The 25,198-nt window shown below is 63.9% G+C and carries 21 protein-coding genes; 10 read left to right on the top strand and 11 right to left on the bottom strand.

Features of this window, described 5'->3' with window-relative positions:
• Position 1: 1 nt before the first annotated feature.
• Entirely contained in the window at positions 2-1,102 is a 1,101-nt protein-coding gene (gene gbcB / locus ACQ4N9_RS22360) for a glycine-betaine demethylase subunit GbcB (RefSeq protein ID WP_031314933.1), read from the bottom strand.
• A 296-nt stretch (positions 1,103-1,398) separates the two neighbouring features.
• Between gbcB and gbcA the strand changes: the two genes are divergently transcribed.
• Positions 1,399-2,691, top strand: coding sequence for a glycine-betaine demethylase subunit GbcA (gene gbcA, locus ACQ4N9_RS22355; protein WP_232883729.1), 1,293 nt, complete (start codon positions 1,399-1,401; stop codon positions 2,689-2,691).
• Positions 2,692-3,780: 1,089 nt separating this feature from the next.
• On the opposite strand, the gene ACQ4N9_RS22350 is transcribed toward gbcA, so the two are convergent.
• The 6 genes from ACQ4N9_RS22350 to ACQ4N9_RS22325 form a co-directional block, all read right to left on the bottom strand.
• Positions 3,781-4,551: an electron transfer flavoprotein subunit beta gene (locus ACQ4N9_RS22350; protein ID WP_390966257.1), complete on the bottom strand. Its 771-nt coding sequence runs from the start codon at positions 4,549-4,551 to the stop codon at positions 3,781-3,783.
• A 10-nt stretch (positions 4,552-4,561) separates the two neighbouring features.
• A complete protein-coding gene (locus tag ACQ4N9_RS22345) occupies positions 4,562-5,794 on the bottom strand; it encodes an electron transfer flavoprotein subunit alpha/FixB family protein (protein ID WP_390966259.1) in 1,233 nt (410 codons plus the stop codon).
• A complete protein-coding gene (gene dgcB, locus ACQ4N9_RS22340; RefSeq protein WP_390966261.1) occupies positions 5,794-7,746 on the bottom strand; it encodes a dimethylglycine demethylation protein DgcB in 1,953 nt (650 codons plus the stop codon). Before dgcB ends, ACQ4N9_RS22345 begins: the two co-directional genes overlap by 1 nt.
• A gap of 177 nt (positions 7,747-7,923) precedes the next feature.
• On the bottom strand, positions 7,924-9,984 hold the full coding sequence (dgcA, locus tag ACQ4N9_RS22335; RefSeq protein WP_125462269.1) for a dimethylglycine demethylation protein DgcA: 2,061 nt from the start codon (positions 9,982-9,984) through the stop codon (positions 7,924-7,926).
• Between the two features lie 15 nt (positions 9,985-9,999).
• Entirely contained in the window at positions 10,000-10,530 is a 531-nt protein-coding gene (locus tag ACQ4N9_RS22330; RefSeq protein ID WP_110992263.1) for a DUF5943 domain-containing protein, read from the bottom strand.
• A 76-nt stretch (positions 10,531-10,606) separates the two neighbouring features.
• Positions 10,607-11,584, bottom strand: coding sequence for a dipeptidase (locus ACQ4N9_RS22325; RefSeq protein WP_139667934.1), 978 nt, complete (start codon positions 11,582-11,584; stop codon positions 10,607-10,609).
• Positions 11,585-11,869: 285 nt separating this feature from the next.
• Here ACQ4N9_RS22325 and ACQ4N9_RS22320 point away from each other — a divergent pair, with 285 nt between their 5' ends.
• Positions 11,870-12,271, top strand: coding sequence for a lysozyme inhibitor LprI family protein (locus ACQ4N9_RS22320; RefSeq protein WP_125857144.1), 402 nt, complete (start codon positions 11,870-11,872; stop codon positions 12,269-12,271).
• Between the two features lie 184 nt (positions 12,272-12,455).
• On the opposite strand, the gene ACQ4N9_RS22315 is transcribed toward ACQ4N9_RS22320, so the two are convergent.
• Positions 12,456-13,544 (bottom strand): metallophosphoesterase, encoded by a 1,089-nt coding sequence (locus ACQ4N9_RS22315; RefSeq protein WP_390966264.1) that lies wholly within the window; start codon positions 13,542-13,544, stop codon positions 12,456-12,458.
• A gap of 76 nt (positions 13,545-13,620) precedes the next feature.
• Complete coding sequence (locus tag ACQ4N9_RS22310) at positions 13,621-14,586, bottom strand: GlxA family transcriptional regulator (RefSeq protein WP_390966267.1); 966 nt, start codon at positions 14,584-14,586, stop codon at positions 13,621-13,623.
• Positions 14,587-14,732: 146 nt separating this feature from the next.
• Here ACQ4N9_RS22310 and choX point away from each other — a divergent pair, with 146 nt between their 5' ends.
• The 5 genes from choX to ACQ4N9_RS22285 all read left to right on the top strand — a co-directional run bounded on the left by choX (position 14,733) and on the right by ACQ4N9_RS22285 (position 18,701).
• Positions 14,733-15,677 carry a choline ABC transporter substrate-binding protein gene (gene choX, locus ACQ4N9_RS22305; protein WP_390966269.1) on the top strand — a complete coding sequence of 315 codons (945 nt, stop codon included), beginning with the start codon at positions 14,733-14,735 and terminating at the stop codon, positions 15,675-15,677.
• A gap of 105 nt (positions 15,678-15,782) precedes the next feature.
• Positions 15,783-16,670 carry a 3-keto-5-aminohexanoate cleavage protein gene (locus tag ACQ4N9_RS22300; protein ID WP_110992258.1) on the top strand — a complete coding sequence of 296 codons (888 nt, stop codon included), beginning with the start codon at positions 15,783-15,785 and terminating at the stop codon, positions 16,668-16,670.
• A 53-nt stretch (positions 16,671-16,723) separates the two neighbouring features.
• Positions 16,724-17,689: an L-carnitine dehydrogenase gene (locus ACQ4N9_RS22295; RefSeq protein WP_125857142.1), complete on the top strand. Its 966-nt coding sequence runs from the start codon at positions 16,724-16,726 to the stop codon at positions 17,687-17,689.
• A gap of 10 nt (positions 17,690-17,699) precedes the next feature.
• Entirely contained in the window at positions 17,700-18,170 is a 471-nt protein-coding gene (locus tag ACQ4N9_RS22290) for a thioesterase family protein (protein ID WP_390966272.1), read from the top strand.
• A 273-nt stretch (positions 18,171-18,443) separates the two neighbouring features.
• Complete coding sequence (locus tag ACQ4N9_RS22285; protein ID WP_125462261.1) at positions 18,444-18,701, top strand: hypothetical protein; 258 nt, start codon at positions 18,444-18,446, stop codon at positions 18,699-18,701.
• Between the two features lie 118 nt (positions 18,702-18,819).
• Here the strand turns inward: ACQ4N9_RS22285 and ACQ4N9_RS22280 are convergent, their stop codons facing one another.
• A complete protein-coding gene (locus tag ACQ4N9_RS22280) occupies positions 18,820-19,926 on the bottom strand; it encodes a GlxA family transcriptional regulator (protein WP_110992254.1) in 1,107 nt (368 codons plus the stop codon).
• Positions 19,927-20,315: 389 nt separating this feature from the next.
• Complete coding sequence (locus ACQ4N9_RS22275; protein ID WP_390966274.1) at positions 20,316-21,692, bottom strand: L-serine ammonia-lyase; 1,377 nt, start codon at positions 21,690-21,692, stop codon at positions 20,316-20,318.
• Positions 21,693-22,135: 443 nt separating this feature from the next.
• On the opposite strand from ACQ4N9_RS22275, the gene ACQ4N9_RS22270 reads away from it, so the two are divergent.
• The 3 genes from ACQ4N9_RS22270 to choV all read left to right on the top strand — a co-directional run bounded on the left by ACQ4N9_RS22270 (position 22,136) and on the right by choV (position 25,188).
• Positions 22,136-23,083 carry a choline ABC transporter substrate-binding protein gene (locus ACQ4N9_RS22270; protein WP_390966276.1) on the top strand — a complete coding sequence of 316 codons (948 nt, stop codon included), beginning with the start codon at positions 22,136-22,138 and terminating at the stop codon, positions 23,081-23,083.
• Positions 23,084-23,164: 81 nt separating this feature from the next.
• Entirely contained in the window at positions 23,165-24,013 is an 849-nt protein-coding gene (gene choW / locus ACQ4N9_RS22265) for a choline ABC transporter permease subunit (RefSeq protein WP_178125776.1), read from the top strand.
• Positions 24,010-25,188 carry a choline ABC transporter ATP-binding protein gene (gene choV, locus ACQ4N9_RS22260; RefSeq protein WP_125462259.1) on the top strand — a complete coding sequence of 393 codons (1,179 nt, stop codon included), beginning with the start codon at positions 24,010-24,012 and terminating at the stop codon, positions 25,186-25,188. Before choW ends, choV begins: the two co-directional genes overlap by 4 nt.
• Positions 25,189-25,198: the final 10 nt, after the last annotated feature.

The following is a 25,198-nucleotide window of genomic DNA, read 5'->3' as shown; positions in this document are numbered from 1 at the left end:
ATCAATACTCGATCCGCACATCCCCCTTCGGCACACTGCAGCACGACAGGATGTAGCCCTCGGCCTCGTCCTCTTCGGTGATCCCGCCGTTGTGCTCCATCTCCACCTCGCCGCCCAGCTTGAGCACCTTGCAGGTGCCGCAGATGCCCATGCCGCAGGCCTTGGGGATCATCAGCCCGACCTTGGCCGCCGCCGCATGCACGGTCTCGCCCGGGGCCACGCGAATGCTCTTGTCGCTGCCAACGAACTCCACCAGGTTGAGGTCGGCCGCGTCCACTTCCGGCGCATCGGCCGCCGCTTCCGCGTGCTCCACCGCATCGGCCTTGGCCTCGGGCGGCGTCGCGCCGAACGACTCCTCGTGATAGTTCTTCATGTCGAAGCCGACCGCCTCGAGCATGCGCTTGACCGCGCTCATGTAGGGCGTCGGGCCGCAGCAGAAGATGGTGCGCTCCAGGTAGTCCGGGGCGATCAGCTCCATCAGGCGCTGGTTGAGGTAGCCGCGATAGCCGGCCCACGGCTCGCCCAGGCCGTGCTTCTCGCAAATGATGTGCAGGCTGAAGTTGGGGATGCGCGAGGCCATCTGCTCCAGCTCGCGGTGGTAGATGATGTCCTTCGGTGAACGGGCGCTGTGCACGAACACCATGTCGACATTGGCGTTGGTGTCGTAGAACCAGCGGGCCATGGACATCACCGGGGTGATGCCGACGCCGCCGGACAGGTACAGCGTCTTGCCCGCCGGGAAGTCGATGGCGTTGAACAGCCCCACCGGCCCGTGCACCGGCAGCTCGGCACCTTCGTGCATGGTGTCGTGGAGGAAGTTCGAGACCAGCCCGCCCGGCACGCGCTTGACGGTGATCGAGAAACTGTAGGGCACCGACGGCGAGCTGGAGATGGTGTACGAACGCATCACCGGCTTGCCTTCGATTTCCAGCTCCAGGGTGACGAACTGCCCGGGCTTGAAGAAGAACATGATCGGCTGGTCGGCCATGAAGCAGAACGTGCGCACATCCCAGGTTTCCTGGATGACCTTGACGCAGCGCACGATGTGGCGGCCATTGGCCCAGGTCTGGGTGGTGACCGGGTTGAGGAAGGTATCGGACATGTTCATCTCCAGCAGCCGACTGTCGGCCTTTCTTATGGCTCCGATAATGCGCAACGCGAGGGCTGCGTACATTCCCATCCGCGACATCGGCGTGCTTATCGCGACCAGCCCCACGCTACAAGGGTTGGCGCGTCGGAATTCGATGCGGCCATGTCGCCCATGGATATGGTTCCCGACGCCTTCGAACGCACACTCCTCGGCAAAACAACACGCTGTTTATCCAAAGCAGCAGCCCTGCGGCAAACAACAACGATTAGCCACTTCTGTCGGCCGCACGCGGCCCCGAGGACCACACGATGGACGTCACCGCAACCCTGAGCCTGGGCGACCCACTGGAACCCGCACGCAAGGCTACCGCCGAGATGCTGCAGACCCGCGAGCGCACCTACTCGCTGCCGCAACCGTTCTACAGCGACGAGCGCCTGTTCCAGATCGACATGCAGGAGATCTTCCACAAGGAATGGCTGATCGCCGGCATGGTTTGCGAGATCCCGACCAAGGGCAACTACATCACCCTGCAGATCGGCAAGAACCCGATCATCGTGATTCGCGGTGCCGAAGGTAAGGTGCATGCCTTCCACAACGTCTGTCGCCACCGCGGTTCGCGCCTGTGCGTCAGCGACAAAGGCAAGGTGGCCAAGCTGGTCTGCCACTACCACCAGTGGACCTACGAACTCGATGGCCGCCTGCTGTTCGCCGGCACCGAGATGGGCGCCGACTTCGACATGAACCAGTACGGCCTCAAGCCTGTGAACGTCAAGGTGGCCGGTGGCTACATCTTCATCAGCCTGGCCGAGAACCCGCCGGCCATCGACGAGTTCCTGGCCACCCTCGACCATTACATGGAACCGTACGACATGGAGAACACCAAGGTGGCGGTGCAGACCACCTTGATGGAGAAGGCCAACTGGAAGCTGGTGCTGGAGAACAACCGCGAGTGCTACCACTGCAGCGGTTCGCACCCGGAGCTTTTGAAGACGCTGCTGGAGTGGGACGACACCAACGACCCGCGCGCCAGCCAGGAATTCAAGGACCACGTGGCCGCCTCGGCCGCCGCCTGGGAAGCCGAGAAGATCCCTTACCTGCACAAGAGCCACGGCCTGCGTAACCGCATCGTGCGCATGCCGCTGCTCAAGGGCACCGTGTCGATGACCATGGACGGCAAGGTGGCCTGCAAGAAGCTGATGGGCCGCATCCAGAACCCCGACCTGGGCTCGATGCGCATCCTGCACCTGCCGCATTCGTGGAACCACTGCATGGGCGACCACATGATCGTGTTCACCGTGTGGCCGATCAGCGCGCAGGAGACCATGGTCACCACCAAGTGGCTGGTGCACAAGGATGCGGTGGAGGGGGTGGATTACAACCCTGAAGAAATGCGCAAGGTGTGGGATGCCACCAACGACCAGGACCGTCGCCTGGCCGAAGAGAACCAGCGCGGGATCAACTCCACCGCCTATCAGCCGGGCCCTTACTCGAAGACTTACGAGTTTGGTGTGGTGAACTTCATCGACTGGTACAGCCAGCGCATGCTGGAGAACCTGGGGGCGGAGCCGGCGCCTTATCTGAAGGAAGTCAAAGCGCAGTAACGGCTTCCCCGCGCTTTGGCAACGCCTGCCAAGGCGCGGGGCTCAACCTCAAGAACCTTGCGAATACCCGAACCGACGCTTTCAGGATCACTGGCCTGCGTTTTTGCTGGCTTTCGCCAGGAAACAAGCCAGCTACCGACGCTCCAGACGCCGGAGTTGATCCCCCTGCCAGTAGCACTCAGGCCAGGCCCAGACCTGCGACCTCCCCCCTTCCCCAAGTACAGGTGCATGCGATATGCCGTGGGTGCGCGCATCACTCCAGCATTTGACGCCGACAGGCCGCCCAAGCAGAGTCGTTCCCAGCGGCTCTTCGCGTGTTCTGCATTGCGCTTGTCACGGCTGATCGCCTGGAACGCGAGTGGATACTGGCAAAAAGGACAGGTACGTGGAATTGGTTATCCACAGACCAGCAGGCTGACGCTGTGCACAACGGCTGACAGGTCAGCGTCGTCACACCCCTGATGAATTGGCTATTTTTTGATCAAATCTCTACAGCCCTCATGCACAAAGGCTCACAGCCCTCTGCAAACACATTGTCCACAGAGCCACCAACAAAGAATGTGGGAAAACCTGGCTGGCCGAAAACTGGCTGTGGAAAAGTCCTGAAAGCCCAGATAATCAGCGGGTTTACCTGACTTTAGCGGTAATAGATCAAAAAACGATCAATTCTTTGTAAGCCAGTAAACTCAAGGCCTGCAGTAATGGACGAACACGTTATCCACATACCGGCCAACAGCGATTGTGAGCAGTTTTGCGGGTTCGGGTCTTGAAGATGAAATCAACGACTGATCACAAATTGATCAACCCCTTGAACCCGTTGATTTCAAAGGGCTGCAGCATTGCGCAAACACTTTGTCCACAGCTTGGCGAACAGATTTCGGGGGTAAGATTTTTCGCCGTGCACTCACAGTGGGCATGCGCACCCTGTGGGAGCGGCTTTAGCCGCGAAGCAGGCGATGCGGTGGATGGCACCGGCTTCGCCGGTGTTCGCGGTGGTCCGGCACTCCGGTAAACCCGCTCCCACAGGGTTAGCGCCAGGCCGAACGCTGCGCAATCCTGTGGAAGCAGGGCTTGAATGGCAGGGTTTGCTCAGCGCAAGACCCCCTCCTCCACCAGCAGCTTGAGGATCGCCTCGGCGCCTTCTTGTGGCGAAACATCCTTCAGCACCTTGCCCCCGCCGCCACTGGCCTTGGCCGTGGCGGCCTTCATGCGGTCGGCACCGCTCTTGGCCTTGATCACCTTGAGCCGCTTGGGCCGTGGCCGCGCTGGCTGCAGGGCGTCATCACCCAGTACCGGGTCGTCCACCACCGCCACATCAAAGGGCGCCAGCACCCCGCGCCGCGCCGGGCCGAAGGCGCTCTGGCGGGGCTTGGGCGCCGCGTTATCCACAGTTGCCAACAAGGGCAGGCGCACTTTCAAACGACGCCGCTGGCCCCGTGGCAGGGCTTGCAGCACCTGGGCGGTACCGTTGTCGATCGACTCCACCTCGGCCAGCCCGACCACCAGCGGCCAACCGAGCTTCTCGGCCAACAGGAACGGCAGCATGCCCGAGCCTTCCCCGGTCTCCGCCTGGCTGCCGGTCAGCACCAACTGGGCGCCGGCATCGCGCAGGTAGTCGCCCAACACGCCCAGTACATCGGCGCCAGCGGGCTGCTCCAGTACATCCAGGTGCTCCAGCCCCATGCCCAGGTAGGCACGCAAGGCCTCTTCGTGGGGATCACCGGCATGCACCACCTGCAAGTTATCCCCAGCCAACTGCAAGCCCAGTTCCACGGCACGCGCATCCTGCTCGGCGCGGCGGGCGCGGCCCGAGCTTGGGTGGGCACCTATGGATACCAGGCTGATCACTTTCGTACTCATGCTCGTGCCCTTATGCCGCGTCGCGCTGGCCGCCGCTGCGGTAGTTGTCCACAGCCTCGATCAGTGCTTTGAGAATCGCCGAGCTGTCGCCAATCACCGACAGGTCGGCCCGTTTGATCATGTCGCAGCCCGGGTCCATGTTGATCGCCACCACCTTGTCGCAGGCGCCGATGCCCTGCAGGTGCTGGATCGCGCCAGAGATACCCACAGCCACGTAGACCCGCGCCGTGACCCAGGTGCCGGTGGCCCCCACCTGGCGGTTGCGCGGCATGAAGCCGTCGTCCACCGCCACGCGCGAGGCGCCTTCGGTGGCACCGAGGGCCTTGGTGGCCTGGTGGTACAGCTCCCAGTCCTTGACGCCGTTGCCGCCAGAGACGATGAACTCGGCCTCGGCCATGGCGATGGCGGCCGGGTCCACGGCCACCGAGCCGAGGTCCTCGATGCGCGACAGGCTGCGCGCCACGCCTGTGGACAACTCCACGGGCAGGGCTTCGTGGCGGGTTTCGCTCACAGGCTCTGCGCATTCGGCAGCTGCCAGGATCAAGCGTGGCACGTCGCGCTGGATATCCTGCTGGCCGGCGCCGGCACGGCCGATGCACTGGCCGTCCTTGACCTGCCATACCCGCGTCGCCGGGCGTTCGCCCAGGGCCGCGCCGAAGCGCCGGCCGAGTTCCCCGCCACCGCTGCGGCTATCGGGCAACAGCCAGTGGCGCGGCGCGAACTGGTTATCCACAGCCCGCAGGCCCTGGACCAGTTGCTCCGGTGCATAACCTTCGAAGGCCTCGCCCTCGATAACCAGCAGGCGATCAACGCCGGCTGTGGAAAAGTTGCTTTCCTTGTGCTCGCCGAACACCACGGCCAGCACCGCGCCGTCACTGCCAGCCAGGCTGTGGGCAAGGCCGAGCAGGTCGCGGTCGTGGCTGGTGAGGCGACCGCCGACCATGTCCGGCACCACGGCGATGTAGAACGCCGGCTCGGCCACCTGATGCAGCGGCAGCTGCACCTCGGCGGCGGCCGTGCGCCGCCCGCCGACACCGGTGCCCTGCTGGGCGCCGCTGCGGTCGATGCGCTTGAGGCCGCTGGGGCCGATGAAGCCGGCAGCGATCGCATGGGGGTTCTTGCGCATCAGGCCGTTGGGGCCCATCCAGCTGGTTTGTTGCGTCTGCATCGCTGCATGCAGCGGGTGCAGGCGGTTACGGGCGATCCACTCGGCGCGTGGGTCGCGGCGGATGATGTCGCTCATCAGTGCACCTCCGCAGGTTCACGTTTGCTGGCTGGCGACTTGGCGCTCGCCGGAGCTTCGTCTTCGATCAGCACATCGGCGACCAGCTCGGCGAGGTCCTTGATCTGTGGGCGCGGTTCGACCACGCCTTCGAGCATCGCCGTGCACTGTGGGCAACCCACGGCCACCAGTTCTGCCTCGGTCTCGCGGATATCGTCCATGCGCATGTCGGGGATACGTTGCTTGCCCGGGATGTCGGTGATCGGCGCACCGCCGCCACCGCCGCAGCAACGGGAACGGAAGCCCGAGCGCTGCATCTCGCGCACTTCGATACCCAGGGCCTTGAGCACATCGCGCGGGGCCTCGTACTCGCCGTTGTAACGGCCCAGGTAGCACGGGTCGTGGTAGGTGACGCTGCCACCCTTGTGCTGGCCAAGGTTGAGCTTGTTCGCGGCGATCAGTTCGGCGATGTAGGTGCTGTGGTGCTGCACCTGGTAGTCGCCGCCAAGGGCACCGTATTCGTTCTTCAGCACATGGAAGCTGTGCGGGTCGCAAGTGACGATGCGCTGGAACTGGTACTTGGCCAGGGTCTGGATATTGCGTTTGGCCAGGTGCTGGAAGGTCGCTTCATCACCCAGGCGACGGGCCACGTCACCGCTGTCGCGCTCTTCCAGGCCAAGCACGGCGAAGTCCACGCCGGAGGCCTTGAGCACTTTGACGAAGGCGCGCAGGGTGCGCTGGTTGCGCATGTCGAAGGCGCCATCGCCCACCCAGAACAGCACTTCGGTGCGCTGCACATCGCTGAGCAGTTGCAGGTTGAGGTCGGCCGCCCAGTTCATCCGCCCGCCGGGGGCGAAACCGCCGGGGTTGTCGGTGGCGATCAGGTTGTCCAGCACCTCGGCGCCCTTGTTCGGGGTGGCGCCCTTTTCCAGGGTGAGGTGGCGGCGCATGTCGACGATGGCATCGACGTGCTCGATCATCATCGGGCACTCCTCCACGCAGGCGCGGCAGGTCGTGCACGACCACAGGGTTTCGGCATCGACCAGGCCGTTGACGATCGGCTGGTGCGGATGGCCGCCATGTTCACCGATCGGCTTGCCCGGATAGGGGCTGCCGGCGAACGTGGCGTCGGTGCCACCGGCCAGGCCGATGACCATGTCCTGAATGAGCTTTTTCGGGTTCAGCGGCTGGCCGGCGGCGAACGCCGGGCACATGGCTTCGCATTTGCCGCACTGCACGCAGGCATCGAAACCGAGCAACTGGTTCCAGGTGAAGTCCACCGGTTTTTCCACGCCCAGCGGCGCGTTCGGGTCTTCCAGGTCCAGCGGCTTGAGGCCGGTGGAACGGCCGCCGCCGAAGCGCTCGGCGCGGCGGTGCCAGGCCAGGTGCAGGGCGCCGGCGAAGGCGTGCTTCATCGGCCCGCCCCAGGTCATGCCGAAGAACAGCTCGGACACGCCCCACAGCACACCGACGCCCAGCACTGCCACCAGCACCCAGCCACCGGTGCCTTGCGGCAGGATGCCGGCCACCGGCAGCGTGGCGATGAAGAAGCTCGCCGCGAACATCAGCAGGCTCTTGGGCAGGCGCATCCACGGGCCCTTGGACAGGCGCGAAGGCGGATCGAGGCGGCGTTTGAAGACGAACAGGGCACCGGTGAACATGATCACCGTGGCCACCAGCAGGGCATAGCCGAGTATCTTGCTCTGCAGGCCGAAGCCGTGCACCAGGATCGCCAGCACGGCCGAGAGCACGAAGCCGCCGGCAGTGGCCACGTGGGTCTTGGACATGTACTTGTCGCGCTCGACCACGTGGTGCAGGTCCACCAGGTAGCGCCGTGGCATGGCCAGCAGGCCTTTGATCAGATCGACCTGGCTCGGCCGCCCGCGCCGCCACATGCGCACCCGGCGCAGGGCGCCGAGCACCGCCAGGGCCAGCGCGGTGAACAGCAGGATGGGTAGAAGGGTGTTCAACATGGGAGGCTCCCACAACAGCTGGATTCTTGCGCTGCCCTGAGCACGAGACTGGCCCTATGTGGGAGCGGGTTTACCCGCGAATGCGTCCGGTCAGGCAACGGCGTTGTCAGCGCTGACGCATTCGCGGGTAAACCCGCTCCCACAGGGGCCGCGCTCAGTGGCGGCGACTGTTAACGATCAGAAATCCTTGCACAGGCGCAAGGCGTCGTAGATCGCCGCATGCACGTTGCGCTGGGCCACGCAGTCGCCGATGCGGTACAGCAGGTAGCCCTCGCCCGGCTGGCTGAGGATCGGCTGCGGCTTGATGGCGAACAGCGCCTCGACGTCGATCTGGCCCTTGTTGCGCGAACCGTCCTTGAGCGCGTAGTACAGCTGCTCGTCGGGACGCACGCCGTTCTCCACCACCACCTGGTCCACCACCCGCTCTTCCTTGGCGCCGGTGTACTCGTTCTCGAGCACCGCCACCAGCTTGTCGCCTTCGCGGTAGACCTTCTCCAGCATCATGTCGCCGGTCATGATCACTTCTTTGGGGTACATGCTGCGGTAGTAGGTGGGGAAGCTGGTGCCGCCCATGGCCACGCCCGGCTTGATGTCGTCGGTGACGATCTCGACCTGGCTGCCCTTGTCGGCGATGAAGTCCGCCGTCGACATGCCGGTGAACTCGCAGATGGTGTCGTACACCAGCACGTTCTTGCCCGGTGCGACCTTGCCGTCGAGCACGTCCCAGCTGCTCACCACCAGCCCTTCGGCAGCGCCCCAGTGCTCGTTCTGTTCGACGAACGGATGGCCGCCCACCGCCAGCACGATGATGTCCGGGCGCAGGTCCTGGATGGTCGCCACGTCAGCGGCGGTACCCAGGCGCAGGTCGATCTTCAGGCGGGCGAACTCCAGCTGGTACCAGCGGGTGATGCCGGCGATCTGGTCGCGCTGCGGGGCCTTGGCGGCGATGGTGATCTGCCCGCCGATCTGCTCTTTCTTCTCGAACACGGTGACATCGTGGCCACGCTCGGCGGCCACGCGGGCGGCCTCCATGCCGGCAGGGCCGGCGCCGACGATCACCACCTTGCGCTTGGCGCCGGTGGTCTTCTCGATGATGTGCGGCACGCCCATGTATTCACGGGAGGTGGCGGCGTTCTGGATGCACAGCACGTCCAGGCCCTGGTACTGGCGGTCGATGCAGTAGTTGGCGCCGACGCACTGCTTGATCTGGTCCACCTGGCCCATCTTGATCTTGGCGATCAGGTGCGGGTCGGCGATGTGGGCGCGGGTCATGCCCACCATGTCCACGTAGCCGCCTTCCAGGATGCGCGTGGCCTGGTTCGGGTCCTTGATGTTCTGCGCGTGCAGCACCGGGACCTTGACCACTTCCTTGATGCCGGCGGCCAGGTGCAGGAAGGGCTCCGGCGGGTAGCTCATGTTGGGGATGACGTTGGCCAGGGTGTTGTGGGTGTCGCAGCCCGAGCCGACCACGCCGATGAAATCGAGCATGCCGGTGGCGTCGTAGTAGGCGGCGATCTGCTTCATGTCCTCGTGGCTGAGGCCATCGGGGTGGAATTCATCGCCGCAGATGCGCATGCCCACGCAGAAGTCGTCACCGACTTCCTTGCGCACGGCCTTGAGCACTTCCAGGCCGAACTTCATGCGGCCTTCGAAGGTGCCGCCCCACTCGTCGGTACGCTTGTTGACCCGTGGGCTCCAGAACTGGTCGATCATGTGCTGGTGCACCGCCGACAGCTCGACACCGTCCAGGCCGCCTTCCTTGGCGCGGCGCGCAGCTTGCGCGTAGTTGCCGATGACGCGCCAGATCTCTTCCACTTCGATGGTTTTGCAGGTGGCGCGGTGCACCGGTTCACGGATACCCGACGGCGACATCAGGGTCGGCCAGTTGAAACCGTCCCAGCGCGAGCGACGGCCCATGTGGGTAATCTGGATCATGATCTTGGCGCCATGCTTGTGCATGGCGTCAGCCAGGTTCTGGAAGTGCGGAATGATGCGGTCGGTCGACAGGTTGACCGACGACCACCACTCCTGCGGGCTGTCGATGGCCACCACGGACGAGCCGCCGCAGATCGCCAGGCCGATGCCGCCCTTGGCCTTCTCTTCGTAGTACTTCACATAGCGGTCTGTGGTCATCCCGCCGTCGGTGGCATACACCTCGGCGTGCGCGGTGCTGAGCACACGGTTGCGGATGGTCAGTTTGCCGATCTGGATCGGCTGGAACATTGCTTCGAAGGCCATGACGCTATCTCCGGCTTACAACGGCTTTGTAACGAACAGGCCATCTTCGTGGCCTTCTTCCGACCCGCCATAGACCTGTTCGGCCACGGTGCGGATCGAGCTGCCGCGGGCAGCGAGAATCTGGTCCATGGCGCCGGCGAACCAGCCGGTGAACATGTAGTCGACCTTGCGGCCAACCTTGCCGTAGACATAGACGAACGCCGAGTGCTCGAGCTTGACGCTGCAGGTGCCTTTATCCAGGTCGATGTCCTGGATCTTGAACAGGCCCCAGCCACGCTGGCTCAGGCGCTTCATGTAGTGCTCGAACACCGCCACGCCTTCCAGGCCATGGCACTCGGCTTCTTTCTCGCACCAGTGCCAGGCGGACTTGTAGCCGGCCTTGTAGAGGATCTCGGCATAGGCGTCGGCGCCCAGCACTTCCTCGATGCCCATGTGGTTGTTGACGAAGAAATGCCGTGGCACGTAGAGCATCGGCAGGGCGTCGCTGGTCCAGACACCGGTCTCGCTGTCGACTTCGATTGGCAATTGCGGGGCGATCTTGGCCATGGAAACTCAACTCCAGAAAATTTTTATTGGGAGGCCCCGGCGTTGCTGGCCGGGGTTTTCAGGCTTGGAGTGCGGCTTACTCGCCCCACACATCCTTGAGGACATTGACCCAGTTCTCACCCATGATCTTGCGCACCACGCGCTCGGAATGGCCGCGCTTGAGCAGGGTCTCGGTGAGGTTGGGGAACTCGCCGACAGTACGAATGCCGAGCGGGTTGATGATCTTGCCGAAGTTGGTCAGGCGACGGGCGTAGCCCTTGTCGTGGGTCAGGTATTCGAAGAAGTCCTGGCCGTGGCCCTGGGTGAAGTCGGTGCCGATACCGATGGCGTCTTCACCGACGATGTTCATGGTGTACTCGATGGCTTCGGCGTAATCGTCGATGGTCGAGTCGATGCCCTTGGCCAGGAACGGCGCGAACATGGTCACGCCGACGAAACCGCCGTGGTCGGCGATGAACTTGAGCTCTGCATCGGACTTGTTGCGCGGGTGCTCCTTGAGCCCCGACGGCAGGCAGTGCGAGTAGCACACCGGTTTCTTCGATTCGAGGATGACTTCTTCGGAAGTCTTGGAGCCGACGTGGGACAGGTCGCACATGATGCCGACGCGGTTCATTTCGGCGACGATCTCGCGGCCGAAGCCCGACAGGCCGCCGTCACGCTCGTAGCAGCCGGTGCCGACCAGGTTCTGGGTGTTGTAGCACATCTGCACGATGCCCACGCCCAGCTGCTTGAACACGTCTACATAGGCGATCTGGTCTTCGAACGCATGGGCGTTCTGGAAGCCGAAGAGGATGCCGGTCTTGCCCAGTTCCTTGGCCTTGCGGATATCGGCGGTGGTGCGCACCGGCATCACCAGGTCGCTGTTGTCGCGGATCAGCTTCTGGCTGGAGGCAATGTTGTCGACGGTGGCCTTGAAGCCCTCCCACACCGACACGGTGCAGTTGGCCGCGGTCAGCCCGCCCTTGCGCATGTCTTCGAACAGCTCGCGGTTCCACTTGGCAATGATCAAACCGTCGATGACGATGCTGTCGGCGTGAAGTTCGGCTGGGCTCATCAGGCTGTCCCCTTTTATTGAGTTTGCTGGCGCCAAACCTTGTGTCGGCGCTTTGGGGCCAGCATATGCCTGCCGCCCGAGGCGCCCCGATGCAAAAACGACAGGGGGTTTGCCGAAAGCGTCAAAGGCCGAAACGGCACGCTCTGGCCTGCACCTCGCAGATGAGAGCCAGTCTCGACAACGGCTTTTGTAAGGCTTTGATGAACATTTCGTCAGGGAGCTATCGCCGCGCTCGAGGCTGAGCGAGAATCCCTGCGATTCGTCAGCCTGCTCAGGAGAAAACGGATGAAATCAATGGCATGGCTGGTCCTGCTGGCCGTCGCGTGCGGCGCCCAGGCCGCCGAGGAAGAAAGCACGCCCTGCGACAACGTCGAGACCGACCAGCAGGGCTATGCCTGCGCGGCCTACAACAAGCAGACCGCCGAGCGCGAGTTGAAGGCCGCCTATGACGACCTGATCCAGCGCATTCGCGACCAGTATGCGGATGAAAACGACAAGGCCGCGGCGCTGAGCGCCAAGATGGAGGCTGCGGAAAAACTCTGGGCCCAGCTGCGCGATGCCGACTGCAAGGTCGAGACCTATGCCGAGAAACCCGGCAGCAAGGCCTTCGAAGCCTCCTGGAACACCTGCGTGGCGCAGCGTAGCGATGAGCGGTCGGAATATCTGCAGACCATCGGTCAGCAGTAAATCAGGCGGGCAGAGCCTCTGTGAGAGCCGGCCCCCACAATGAACTTGCACGTCCGCTGTGGGAGCAACTGTCTTATGTTGTCAGTGCTGGCCTCATCGCTGGCAAGCCAGCTCCCACAGGTACGATGCTGCCTCGAAGTTAGCGCGATCCATGCGGGAGCGGGCTTGCCCCGCGAAGGCTTGATCAGGCGCCGCGACGGTTCAGGTCAATCACCGTGCTTTCGTCGAAGCTCCCATCCATGCTCACCACATCGACCTGCAACTGCTGCCTGTTCCAGTCGAAGGTCAGCCGCAGGTAGGTACCCGCGTTCAAGGCGCCGGACTTGAAGTGCGGCACCTTGCCAAAGCCAGCGTGGTACTTGCCTACGTTCGAGTGCAGGTGACCGGAAAACACTGCGGCCACGTTATGGGCTTCCAGCAGTTTCGGCACTTCCCAGTAACGTTGCTCCTCGTCCACCCAGTATTCCGAGATATGCATGTTGACGATGACCACCTCGCCCCGTGCGGTGGCGTCCTCAAGCTGGCCTTTCAACCACTGCAGCGAGCGGGTGATGTTGAAATGGCGCTTGGGTTTCATGCTCCATCCGCCACCGGTGCTCCACTGGCGCTCATAGGTCGGTTCGTTGTTCAACTGGATGATGCGCACACGGCCCACGGTGACCGAGTAGGACAACGAGCCCGAGTGTGTGTTGTTCTGGTAGCGATAGTCGAAATCGTTGACCGGATCCATGGCCTTGACCCAGGCGATGTGGTCGCAGACGGCGTCGCGGGCGCAGCCATTGTTGCTGCAGTCGTCAACGTTGTTTTCATAGTCGTGGTTGCCCAGCCCCGGCAGCAGCAGCGGGCCGCCAACACCGTTGGCCATCTTGCGGAACATCGCCTGCATCGCCGAGCGTTCGTTGCCATGGCCGTATTCGGTGATGTCACCGTTGACCACCACCGGCACATGGTAGGGAACGTCACGCTCGCGGGCGATTGCCTCATAGACCGGCGCGGTCTTGTGCCAGCCGGCCGAGTCGATCTCCTCGACGTACTCATCGAAACGTTGGCTCATGTAGCGGAACGCCTGGGGGTCGGAGGCGATGATCATCTTCTGCCGGCCATCGGGGTAGTCGGCCAGCTGGTTCCAGCCGGGCTGGTAGTAGTCCTGATACAGATCGGTGCTGGTGCTTTCGCAACCTGGCACAGCGCCATGGGCCTGCCAGGGCGCCAGCATCGAGGCGAGCGCCAGCGAGCTGAACAGGTATTTGCTGAATCCATGCGTAGGAGACATCGTGACAATCCTTGGTTCGTTTATGGATTGCCTACGCTATTGGACTATCGGTCTGACAATAATCGGGAAGTGCGCCCTATGCATTCAGCGGGCGGTAATCGGCGCCCGCCACTTGGCGGTCCTGCCGCGGGCACCGCTCGAAGCGTGCCCGGTAGCAGCGGGTAAAGTACGACGACGACTCGAAGCCGCAGGCAACCGCCACCTCCAGCACACTCATGTCGGTCTGGCGCAACAGCTGCCGGGCCTTGTCCAGGCGCAAGCGCAGGTAGAAACCACTGGGTGTGTCGTCCAGGTGCAGACGGAACAGCCGCTCCAACTGGCGCCGGGTGACCTGTATCGCCTCGGCCAGTACCTGGGTGTTGAGCGGCAGCTCAGTGTTGCGCTCCATTTCGCCGATCACCTTCACCAGCTTCTTGTTGCGCAACCCATAGCGGCTGGCGATCTGCATGCGCTGGTGGTCCTGGCGCGGGCGGATGCGGCCGAGCACGAACTGCTCGGACACCTGCACCGCCAGCTCGCTGCCATGGGCCTGGGCGATCAGGTCGAGCATCAGGTCGATGGACGCGGTGCCGCCGGCACAGGTGATGCGCCGGCGATCGAGTTCGAACAGCTCCTGGGTCGCCTGCAGGCGCGGATATCGCTCCTTGAAGGCCTCCAGCGCCTCCCAGTGCAGGGTGGCGCGATAGCCATCGAGCAGGCCGGCCTCGGCCAGCACCATGGCGCCCGTGTCGATGCCGCCCAGCACCACGCCTTCATGGTCAAGACGGCGCAGCGCCTGCTGCAGTGCCGGCCCATAGCAGGCCAGCGGCTCGAAGCCGGCCACCACCAGCAGCAGGCGTACCTGCTCGCCTTCACCCAGCGCGCCATCGGCATTCACCGACATGCCGTTGCTGGCCTGCACCGCCCCGCCATCGAGGCTGAGCACGCGCCACTGGTACAGCGCGCCGCGAAAGCGATTGGCCACCCGCAGCGGCTCGATGGCGCTGATGAAGCCCATGGCCGAGAAGCCCGGCAACAAGAGGAAATGCAGCGTTTGGGACATCCCATGCTCCCCACAAAAAGTGGTCGCCTGCGTGCAAGTGTTGGTCGCCAGGGTGCGATTTCCCACCCCGTCACCAGCGTAGCGTGTTCTCACGGCCCGCAGAGGCCGGAACCCATAACAATATGCACTGCCGATGGAGAGCCACCATGCAACGCTTTATCCGCCGCAGCCTGTTGTCCCTCGCGCTCAGCACCACCGTAGTTACCCCCCTGTTCGCCGCCGAACCCGCCGCCTGCAAGGACGTGCGCCTGGGCGTGGTCAACTGGACCGACGTGATCGCCACCAGCGCCATGGCTCAGGTGCTGCTCGATGGCCTGGGCTACCAGACCAAGCAGACCAGCGCCTCGCAGCAGATCATCTTCGCCGGCATCCGCGACAAGCGCCTGGACATGTTCCTGGGTTACTGGAACCCGATCATGACCCAGACCATCACCCCGTTCGTGGCAGCCAGCCAGGTCAAGGTGCTCGACAAGCCAAGCCTGGAGGATGCCCGCGCTACCCTGGCGGTACCGAAATACCTCGCCGACAAGGGTTTGAAGACGTTCGCCGACATCCACAAGTTCCAGAAAGAGCTGGGCGGCAAGATCTACGGTATCGAGCCGGGTTCCGGCGCCAACACCCAGATCAAGGCGATGATCGCCAAGAACCAGTTCGACCTGGGCAAGTTCCAGCTGGTCGAGTCCAGCGAGGCCGGCATGCTCGCCGCGGTCGACCGCGCCGTGCGGCGCAACGAAGCGGTGGTGTTCTTCGGCTGGGCGCCACACCCGATGAACGTGAATATCGACATGGTCTACCTGGGCGACAGCCAGGACGCCCTCGGCCCGGACGAAGGCCGCGCCACGGTGTGGACGGTGACTGCGCCGGATTACGCCGAACGGTGCCCCAACGCCCATCGCCTGTTGACCAACCTCAGTTTCAGCGCCGAGGACGAGAGCCGCATGATGCAGCCGCTGCTCGACCACAAGGATGCGCTGGAATCGGCCCGCCAGTGGCTCAAGGACCACCCCGAGGACAAGGCCCGCTGGCTGCAAGGTGTGACCACCTTCGACGGCAAGCCGGCCGCCGACAACCTCAAGCTCACTGCCAACTGATCCGGCCTCTTCGCGGGTAAACCCGCTCCCACAGGCCTCTACAGCCCCTGTGGGAGCGGGTTTACCCGCGAAAAGGCCAACACCGACACCCCAAGGAACAACCCCATGAACCACGACGTCATCATCACCTGCGCCCTCACCGGCGCTGGCGACACGGTCGCCAAGAGCCACCTGGTCCCGGTCACCCCGAAACAGATCGCCGAAGCCGCCGTGGAAGCCGCCAAGGCCGGCGCCACCGTGGTCCACTGCCACGTCCGCGACCCGCAGACCGGCCGCTTCAGCCGCGACGTGGCGCTGTACCGCGAAGTGATGGAGCGCATCCGCGAAGCCGACGTGGACATCATCGTCAACCTCACCGCCGGCATGGGTGGCGACCTGGAGATCGGCCCGGGCGAAACGCCCATGGAGTTCGGCGCCGGCACCGACCTGATCGGCCCGCTGGAGCGCCTGGCCCACGTCGAGGCGCTGCTGCCGGAAATCTGCACCCTGGACTGCGGCACCCTCAACTTCGGCGACGGCAACGCCATCTACGTGTCCACCCCGGCGCAACTGCGCGCCGGCGCCAAACGCATCACCGAGCTGGGCGTCAAAGCGGAGCTTGAGATCTTCGACACCGGCCACCTGTGGTTCGCCAAGCAGATGATCAAGGAAGGCCTGCTGCACGACCCGCTGTTCCAGCTGTGCCTGGGCATCCCGTGGGGCGCGCCGGCCGACACCACGACGATGAAAGCCATGGTCGACAACCTGCCCGCCGACGTCACCTGGGCCGGCTTCGGTATCGGCCGCATGCAGATGCCGATGGCCGCCCAGGCGGTGCTGCTGGGCGGCAACGTGCGAGTCGGGCTGGAAGACAACCTGTACCTGGACCGCGGTGTGCTGGCCAGCAACGGCCAGTTGGTGGAGCGCGCGGTGGAGATCATCTCGCGCCTCGGTGGCCGCGTGCTCACCCCGGCCGAAGGCCGCGAAAAAATGAACCTCAAGCGTCGCGGATAAAACCAGCCCACAGGGCCTGCGCCCAGCCATGAAATTTTCAGTGAGAGTCAGATATGCCTTTTATCACCGACATCAAGACCTTCGCCGCCCTGGGTAGCGGCGTCATCGGCAGCGGCTGGGTCGCCCGTGCCCTGGCCCACGGCCTGGACGTGGTCGCCTGGGACCCGGCGCCCGGTGCCGAAGCCGCCCTGCGCAAACGCATCGCCAACGCCTGGCCGGCGCTGGAGAAACAAGGCCTGGCCCCCGGCGCCGCACAGGGCCGCCTGAAGTTCGTGAGCACCATCGAAGAATGCGTGCGCGACGCCGACTTCATCCAGGAAAGCGCGCCCGAACGCCTGGACCTCAAGCTCGACCTGCACGCCAGGATCAGCGCGGCCGCCAAGCCGAACGCGATCATCGGCTCCAGCACCTCGGGCCTGTTGCCCAGCGAGTTCTACGAGTCGGCCAGCCATCCCGAACGCTGCGTGGTGGGCCACCCGTTCAACCCGGTGTACCTGCTGCCGCTGGTGGAAATCGTTGGCGGGCGCAACACCAGCCCGGAGGCCATCGAGGCGGCCAAGACCATCTACACCGCGCTGGGCATGCGCCCGCTGCATGTGCGCAAGGAAGTCCCAGGGTTCATCGCCGACCGCCTGCTCGAAGCGCTGTGGCGCGAAGCCCTGCACCTGGTCAACGACGGCGTCGCCAGCACCGGCGAAATCGACGATGCGATCCGTTTTGGCGCAGGCCTGCGCTGGTCGTTCATGGGGACCTTCCTCACCTATACCCTGGCCGGGGGCGATGCCGGCATGCGCCACTTCATGGCCCAGTTCGGCCCGGCGCTGCAACTGCCCTGGACCTACCTGCCGGCGCCGGAGCTGACCGACAAACTGATCGACGATGTGGTCGACGGTACTTCGGAGCAGTTGGGCGAGCGCAGCATCGCGGCGCTGGAACGCTACCGTGACGACACCCTGCTGGCGGTGCTCGAAGCGGTGAAGAACAGCAAGGCCAAGCACGGCATGGCCTTCGGCGACTGAGGAGACGACGATGCCCGCACTGACCACCTATCGCACAGCCGTGCTGCCCGACTGGGTCGACTACAACGGCCACCTGCGCGACGCCTACTACCTGCTGATCTTCAGCTACGCCACCGACGCGCTGATGGAGCGCATCGGCCTGGATGCCGATGCGCGGGGGCAGAGCGGGCATTCGCTGTTCACCCTGGAGGCGCATATCAACTACCTGCACGAGGTAAAGCTGGATACCGAGGTGTGGGTGCAGACGCAGATCATTGGCTTCGACAAGAAGCGCCTGCACCTGTACCACAGCCTGCACCGGGCAGGGTTCGACGAGGCGCTGGCAGCCAGTGAGCAGATGTTGTTGCATGTGGACCTGGCGGGGCCGAAGTCGGCGCCGTTCGGGGAGCGCAGTGTCGAGTTGCTACGCGCGATTGCGCTTGGGCAGCAGGATCTGCCTGACGCCGAATTCGCAGGCCGGCTGATAGCACTGCCTGGATAGCCGGAACAAGCCATCGCTCGTGGCCAAAAAATAACCCCGCAAAGCCGTGAGCTTGCGGGGCCAAGAGCGAGCAACATCCACTGTGCGAGAAGTGAGGGTGACCAAACCCTCGGTGCCGTGAATGACTTCAGTTTGCTGGCTTCTGTCCTGGGCAATTTAGCCGTAAACGACCTGTTCTTAGCCAAAGCGGCCATCGCGACAGTCTGCCCTTGCCGGGTGGTCGGCTTGGTCACAGAATCGGTCGCAAACAACAGCAGCAGAAGGATTACAGCCATGATGCATGCGGATTTGATCGATCAGGATGACCTGCTGGGCCAATTGCGCTCGCGGGGCTTCGACATTCCGGCCGGCGCCAGCGCCGAGCAGGCCTGCGAGGTGGTGGTAAGGGGGCTGACCGAGCCCAATGCCCGTGCCCTCAAGGGCATGGTGGAGCAGATGTACACCGGCAGCGCGACCATTCTCCCGGCAGTGCGCCAGGCCATCGACAAGCAGTTGCTGCCGGCATTGGCGCAGTACAGCAAGCGCGCCTGACGTCCAATTTCCATTGACCTTTTCGCGGGTAAACCCGCTCCCACAGGTGCTGCATCGCTCTTGAAGAGGGTGCAGTACCTGTGGGAGCGGGTTCACCCGCGAAAAAAGCGACGCGGTGTCAGAGCCTGACGCTGGCGAAGGTCGACTCGTTGCGCGCCTGGCTAAGCGCCGCCAGCGGGCCGCTGTGCGGCGACAGGGCCATTGCCTGCGGGATCGGCATCATCGCCACCTGCTGGGTGGTGTTGGAGCCCACACGCTCGTCACGCGGCGGAATGCCGAAGTACTCGCGATAGCACTTGGAGAAGTGCGGGGTGGAAACGAAGCCGCACACCGAGGCCACCTCGATGATCGACATGGGGGTCTGCTTGAGCAGTTGCCGTGCGCGAATCAAGCGCAGCTTGAGGTAGTAGCGCGACGGCGAGCAGTGCAGGTACTTCTGGAACAGGCGCTCGAGCTGGCGCCGCGACACCGCCACGTACACCGCCAGCTCGTCGAGGTCGATCGGCTCTTCCAGGTTGGCCTCCATCAGCGCGACGATTTCCTGCAGCTTCGGCTGGTTGGTGCCGAGCATGTGCTTGAGCGGCACGCGCTGGTGGTCCTGTTCGTTGCGGATGCGCTCGTAGACGAACATCTCGGAAATCGCCGCCGACAGTTCACGGCCGTGATCGCGGCTGATCAGGTGCAGCATCATGTCCAGCGGCGCGGTGCCGCCGGAGCTGGTGAAGCGATTGCGGTCGAGGGTGAACAGGCGGGTGCTCATGTTCACCCGCGGGTAGGCCTCCTGCATCGCGGCCAGGCATTCCCAGTGCACGCTGCAATCGAAGCCGTCGAGCAGGCCGGCGCAGGCCAGCGCCCAGCTGCCGGTGCACACCGCGCCGAGGCGGCGCGACTGACGGGCCTGGGCCTGCAGCCAGGTGACGTGCTCACGGGTGACGGTACGCTGGATGCCCACGCCGCCGCAGACGATCACGGTGTCGATCGGCGGGGCGCTGTGCATGGCGGCGTCGGGGGTGATCTGCAGGCCATCGCTGGCCCACACCTGGCCGCCGTCGGCGGTCAGGGTGTGCCAGCGGTACAGCTCACGGCCGGACAGCTGGTTGGCCATGCGCAGGGGTTCGACTGCCGACGCCAGGGAAATGAGGGTGAAGTTGTCCAACAGGAGAAAACCAATGGACTGGGGTGCTGTGCGGTTCTGGGTTGGGGTCCCGGAGGTGTACGACGTCATCGCGATTTCTCCTCACACAATGCAGGGTGTGCCTCAGGCGAGCACTGTTCTTGTAATGGCCCCGTTTCGTATGCAGGGGCTTTGCCAATCTCAACGCAAATGGCATGCCTGAAATTGAACACGTATCCAACAAAACCCAAAAACGACGTCGAAAAGCGGCGTGCAGCGGGCTCTGGATCGAGCGTAGACCTAATCGCAAACCGGCGCGCCAGCGCCTTCAGGTGTAACGACTGAGCAGTTCGGTAGCACTGCTGGGAAGGTTGCCCAGATGCGACAAACTTAAGTGTCACCGACAACGACGCTACCGGTAACGACAGCCGACAACCGGTAGATGACAAGCGCTGCGCCAAAATGTGGCGCAGCGGCCAGGCACGGGCAGAAACGGCGCATCAGCACTCGATGGCGCTGACCGCGAGGCCCCCGCGCGAGGTTTCCTTGTACTTGTCGTGCATGTCGGCACCGGTGTCACGCATGGTGCGGATCACCTGGTCGAGGGAGATGAAGTGTTCGCCGTCGCCGCGCAGGGCCATCTGCACGGCGTTGATCGCTTTTACCGCAGCGATGGCGTTGCGCTCGATGCAAGGCACCTGGACCAGGCCACCGACCGGGTCGCAGGTCAGCCCGAGGTTGTGTTCCAGGGCGATCTCGGCGGCGTTCTCCAACTGCGCCGGGGTGGCACCGAGCACATCGGCCAGGCCCGCGGCGGCCATGGCGCAGGCCGAGCCGACCTCGCCCTGGCAGCCGACTTCGGCGCCGGAAATCGACGCGTTCTTCTTGCACAGGATGCCGACGGCTGCCGCACCGAGGAAGAAGTCGACAACGTTGGACTCGTCCACCACGTCGGAGAAACGCATGTAGTAGTGCAGCACGGCCGGGATGATCCCCGCCGCGCCGTTGGTGGGCGCGGTCACCATGCGCCCGCCGGCGGCGTTTTCTTCGTTGACCGCCAGGGCGAACAGGTTGACCCACTCCATGGCGCTCATGGTCGAGCCGATGACGTTGGGTTTGCCGATCTCCTGCAGGCTGCGGTGCAGCTTGGCGGCGCGGCGGCGCACATTGAGCCCGCCGGGTAACGTCCCCTCGTGCTTGAGGCCGTTGTTCACGCATTCCTGCATGGCGCTCCAGAGCTTGAGCAGGCCGGCGCGAATCTCTTCTTCGCTGCGCCAGACCTTTTCGTTCTCCAGCATCAATTGCGACACGCGCAGGTCGTTTTGCTTGCACAGGTGCAGCAGCTCGGCGGCGCTGTTGAAATCGTAGGGCAACACGGTCTGGTCGGCGTCCAGCACGCCGCTGGCGGCCTGGGCGGCGTCGACCACGAAACCGCCGCCCACCGAGTAATAGGTGTCACGGTGCAGTTCGCCGCCCTCGCCTTCGGCCACCAGGGTCATGGCGTTGGGGTGGTACGGCAGGTTCTCGTCCAGCAGCAGCATGTCGCGGGCCCAGACGAATTCGATGGGCAGGCGGTTGTCGAGCTTGAGCACGTTGGTTTCGCGCAGGTCGGCGATGCGTGGGGTGATCTGGCTCGGGTCAATGGCGTCGGGCCATTCGCCCATCAGGCCCATGATGGTGGCGCTGTCGGTGCCGTGCCCGACACCGGTGGCCGACAGCGAGCCATACAGGCGCACTTCGATGCGCCGCACCTGATCCAGCTCGCCGCGTTGGCGCAGGCCCTGGACGAACAGCGCGCCGGCGCGCATGGGGCCGACGGTGTGGGAGCTGGAAGGCCCGACACCGATCTTGAACAGGTCGAACACGCTGATGGCCATTGTCGCTTCACCTCTTGATGGGCTTGCCTGGTCGCGCCAAACGCCGCCTTGCACAACTGCTAGGCTGAAGCGTCGAGCCGCCTTGGAATGCTCGCATCATCGGGCTTTTGCCCACCCCCTCGCCGTCTGCAACCGACGTACTTTTGTCCGCCTGCGCCGCACTGATCCGGTCCGGTTCGCGCCGTTTTGCAGCGCTCGGACGGCGTAAAAACCCGGGCACGGGGGTGGAAAAATCCAGTTGCGACATTGCCCGTACTGGATGCGACCCGTCCTGTACTGGATACGACGCCACCAGTAGGCGATTGCCGAACGCTGGAGGATTATCGAAAGCGACTCGTTTTGCACGGCCTCGCATCCTGCCCTCTGCAGGCCTGGCTGATCGGCACCCTAGAAAGCGCCGACGGCCCCCGCGAACCCGAAGATAAAATCACAGGAGTCCACCTATGAAAGCTTCACCCTCGCTGTTGCTGGTTGCGATGTTGTCCGCTCCATTGCTGGCCCAGGCTGCAGAACCCGAACAGTGCCAGACGGTACGGTTCTCCGACGTCGGCTGGACCGACATCACCGTGACCACCGCGATGACCAGCGTGGTGCTCGAGGCCCTGGGGTACAAGACCCACACCAACATGATCTCGGTACCGGTGACCTACAAGTCGCTGGCCGGGGGCAAGGACCTCGACGTGTTCCTCGGCAACTGGATGCCGACCATGGAAAACGACATCAAGCAGTACCGCGATGCCGGTACCGTCGAAACCGTGCGCGCCAACCTGGAGAACGCCAAGTACACCCTGGCGGTGCCCCAGGCGCTGTATGACAAGGGCCTGAAGGACTTCAGCGACATCCCCAAGTTCAAGAAGGAACTCCAAGGCAAGATCTACGGCATCGAGCCGGGCAACGACGGCAACCGCACCATCCAGAGCATGATCGACAAGGACGCCTTCGGCCTCAAGGCAGCCGGTTTCAAGCTGGTGCAGTCCAGCGAGGCGGGCATGCTGTCGCAGGTCGACCGGGCGCAGAAACGCGGTGAGGCGGTGGTGTTCCTGGGCTGGGAACCGCACCCGATGAACAAGCGCTTCGCCATGAAGTACCTCACCGGCGGCGATGAGTTCTTCGGCCCCGATTTCGGCAAGGCCACCGTGCTGACCAACACCCGCAAAGGCTATGCGCAGGAATGCAGCAACGTGGGCCAGCTGTTGAAGAATCTGTCGTTCACCCTCGACATGGAAAGCGAGCTGATGGGCAAGGTCCTGGACGACAAGATGAAAGCCGACGCAGCCGCCAAGGCGTGGCTGAAGAACAACCCGCAAGTGCTCGACACCTGGCTGGCAGGGGTGACGACCGTGGATGGCAAACCCGGCCTTGAGGCGGCCAAGGCCAAACTGACGCAATAACGCAAGACGCTTTGGCAACACCGCGGGGTGGGACCGTGCCCACCCCGAACTGATTTCAATCTTTGCAGGTGGAAGCTCGCTATCATGCTTATCGATCAGAAAATACCCCTGGGGCAGTACATCGCCTCATTCGTCGAATGGTTGACCCAGAATGGCGCCGATTACTTCGACGCCATCGCCAAGGGCCTGGAATTCATGATTCATGGGGTCACCGGCGCCCTGACCTGGTTCAACCCTTTCGTGCTCATCGCCCTGTTCGCCGCCCTCGCGCACCTGATCCAGCGCAAATGGGCCCTTACCGTATTCGTCGCCCTGTCGTTCCTGCTGATCCTCAACCTGGGGTACTGGCAGGAAACCATGGAAACCCTGGCACAAGTGAGCTTCGCCACCGTGGTGTGCGTGGCCATCGGCGTGCCGCTGGGCATCGTCGCCGCACACAAGCCGATGTTCTACACCGGCATGCGCCCGGTGCTGGACCTGATGCAGACCGTACCCACCTTCGTGTACCTGATCCCCACGCTGACCCTGTTCGGCCTGGGCGTGGTGCCGGGGCTGATCTCGACGGTGGTGTTCGCCATCGCCGCCCCCATCCGCCTCACTTACCTGGGCATCTGCGACGTGCCGCAGGAGCTGCTCGACGCCGGCAAGGCCTTCGGCTGCTCGCGCCGCCAGCTGCTGACCCGCATCGAACTGCCCCACGCCATGCCGAGCATCGCCGCCGGCGTGACGCAATGCATCATGCTGTCGCTGTCGATGGTGGTGATCGCTGCCCTGGTGGGCGCCGACGGCCTGGGCAAACCTGTGGTCAACGCACTGAACACCGCCGATATCTCGCTCGGCTTCGAAGCGGGCCTGGCAATCGTACTGCTGGCGATCATGCTGGACCGTATCTGCAAGCAACCGGAACTGCCGGTAAGGGGTGAGGCATGAGCATCATTCGTTTCGAAGACGTCGACGTCATCTTCTCCAACAAGCCGCGCGAGGCGCTGTCGCTGCTGGACGAAGGCAAGACCCGCGAACAGATCCTCAAGCAGACCGGCCTGGTGGTCGGTGTCGAGAAGGCCAACCTGGACATCAACAAGGGCGAGATCTGCGTGCTCATGGGCCTGTCCGGCTCGGGCAAGTCGAGCCTGCTGCGCTGCATCAACGGCCTGAACACCGTCAGCCGCGGCAAGCTGTTCGTCGAGCACGAAGGCAAGCACATCGACATCGCCCACTGCACCCCTGCGGAGCTGAAGATGATGCGCACCAAGCGCATCGCCATGGTGTTCCAGAAATTCGCCCTGATGCCCTGGCTGACGGTGCGCGAGAACATCAGCTTCGGCCTGGAAATGCAGGGCCGCCCAGAGAAGGAGCGGCGCAAGCTGGTGGACGAGAAGCTGGAGCTGGTGGGCCTGACCCAATGGCGCAACAAGAAGCCCGACGAGCTCTCCGGCGGCATGCAGCAGCGCGTGGGCCTGGCCCGGGCGCTGGCGATGGACGCCGACATCCTGCTGATGGACGAACCGTTCTCGGCCCTCGACCCGCTGATCCGCCAAGGTTTGCAGGATGAGCTGCTGGCCCTGCAAAGCAAACTCAGCAAGACCATCGTGTTCGTCAGCCACGACCTGGACGAAGCCCTGAAGCTGGGCAGCCGCATCGCCATCATGAAGGACGGTCGGATCATCCAGTACAGCAAGCCCGAGGAGATCGTGCTGAACCCGGCCGACGAGTACGTGCGGACCTTCGTCGCCCACACCAACCCGCTGAACGTGCTGTGCGGCCGCAGCCTGATGCGCACCCTGGACAAGTGCAAACGGGTCAATGGCTCGGTGTGCCTGGACCCGGGCGGCGATTCGTGGCTGGACCTGGGTGAAGGCAACTCGATCAAGCGTGCTCGCCAGGGGCAGAACGGGCTGGACATGCAGAACTGGGTGCCGGGGCAAGCGGTGGAAGGGCTGGATCGCCGGCCGACCGTGGTGCACGCCGACATCGGCATGCGCGAAGCGCTGCAGATTCGTTACCAGACCGGCAACAAGCTGGTGCTGCAGGAGAACGACAAGCTGGTGGGGATTTTGGGGGATACAGAGTTGTATCACGCGTTGTTGGGCAAGACCCACGGGTGATGCAATTGGG

Origin of the sequence: Pseudomonas sp. ES1 (assembly GCF_050586605.1) — a bacterium.
Classification (GTDB): Bacteria; Pseudomonadota; Gammaproteobacteria; order Pseudomonadales; family Pseudomonadaceae; genus Aquipseudomonas; species Aquipseudomonas sichuanensis.
The sequence above is the reverse complement of the archived record's forward strand: the minus strand, read 5'-3'. Positions and strand labels throughout refer to the sequence as shown.

Excerpts from the sequence above, each read along its gene's own strand:
- gbcB (WP_031314933.1), bottom strand. The coding sequence starts at position 1,102 with ATGTCCGATACCTTCCTCAACCCGGTCACCACCCAGACCTGGGCCAAT.
- gbcA (WP_232883729.1), top strand. The coding sequence starts at position 1,399 with ATGGACGTCACCGCAACCCTGAGCCTGGGCGACCCACTGGAACCCGCA.
- ACQ4N9_RS22350 (WP_390966257.1), bottom strand. The coding sequence starts at position 4,551 with ATGAGTACGAAAGTGATCAGCCTGGTATCCATAGGTGCCCACCCAAGC.
- ACQ4N9_RS22345 (WP_390966259.1), bottom strand. The coding sequence starts at position 5,794 with ATGAGCGACATCATCCGCCGCGACCCACGCGCCGAGTGGATCGCCCGT.
- dgcB (WP_390966261.1), bottom strand. The coding sequence starts at position 7,746 with ATGTTGAACACCCTTCTACCCATCCTGCTGTTCACCGCGCTGGCCCTG.
- dgcA (WP_125462269.1), bottom strand. The coding sequence starts at position 9,984 with ATGGCCTTCGAAGCAATGTTCCAGCCGATCCAGATCGGCAAACTGACC.
- ACQ4N9_RS22330 (WP_110992263.1), bottom strand. The coding sequence starts at position 10,530 with ATGGCCAAGATCGCCCCGCAATTGCCAATCGAAGTCGACAGCGAGACC.
- ACQ4N9_RS22325 (WP_139667934.1), bottom strand. The coding sequence starts at position 11,584 with ATGAGCCCAGCCGAACTTCACGCCGACAGCATCGTCATCGACGGTTTG.
- ACQ4N9_RS22320 (WP_125857144.1), top strand. The coding sequence starts at position 11,870 with ATGAAATCAATGGCATGGCTGGTCCTGCTGGCCGTCGCGTGCGGCGCC.
- ACQ4N9_RS22315 (WP_390966264.1), bottom strand. The coding sequence starts at position 13,544 with ATGTCTCCTACGCATGGATTCAGCAAATACCTGTTCAGCTCGCTGGCG.
- ACQ4N9_RS22310 (WP_390966267.1), bottom strand. The coding sequence starts at position 14,586 with ATGTCCCAAACGCTGCATTTCCTCTTGTTGCCGGGCTTCTCGGCCATG.
- choX (WP_390966269.1), top strand. The coding sequence starts at position 14,733 with ATGCAACGCTTTATCCGCCGCAGCCTGTTGTCCCTCGCGCTCAGCACC.
- ACQ4N9_RS22300 (WP_110992258.1), top strand. The coding sequence starts at position 15,783 with ATGAACCACGACGTCATCATCACCTGCGCCCTCACCGGCGCTGGCGAC.
- ACQ4N9_RS22295 (WP_125857142.1), top strand. The coding sequence starts at position 16,724 with ATGCCTTTTATCACCGACATCAAGACCTTCGCCGCCCTGGGTAGCGGC.
- ACQ4N9_RS22290 (WP_390966272.1), top strand. The coding sequence starts at position 17,700 with ATGCCCGCACTGACCACCTATCGCACAGCCGTGCTGCCCGACTGGGTC.
- ACQ4N9_RS22285 (WP_125462261.1), top strand. The coding sequence starts at position 18,444 with ATGATGCATGCGGATTTGATCGATCAGGATGACCTGCTGGGCCAATTG.
- ACQ4N9_RS22280 (WP_110992254.1), bottom strand. The coding sequence starts at position 19,926 with ATGACGTCGTACACCTCCGGGACCCCAACCCAGAACCGCACAGCACCC.
- ACQ4N9_RS22275 (WP_390966274.1), bottom strand. The coding sequence starts at position 21,692 with ATGGCCATCAGCGTGTTCGACCTGTTCAAGATCGGTGTCGGGCCTTCC.
- ACQ4N9_RS22270 (WP_390966276.1), top strand. The coding sequence starts at position 22,136 with ATGAAAGCTTCACCCTCGCTGTTGCTGGTTGCGATGTTGTCCGCTCCA.
- choV (WP_125462259.1), top strand. The coding sequence starts at position 24,010 with ATGAGCATCATTCGTTTCGAAGACGTCGACGTCATCTTCTCCAACAAG.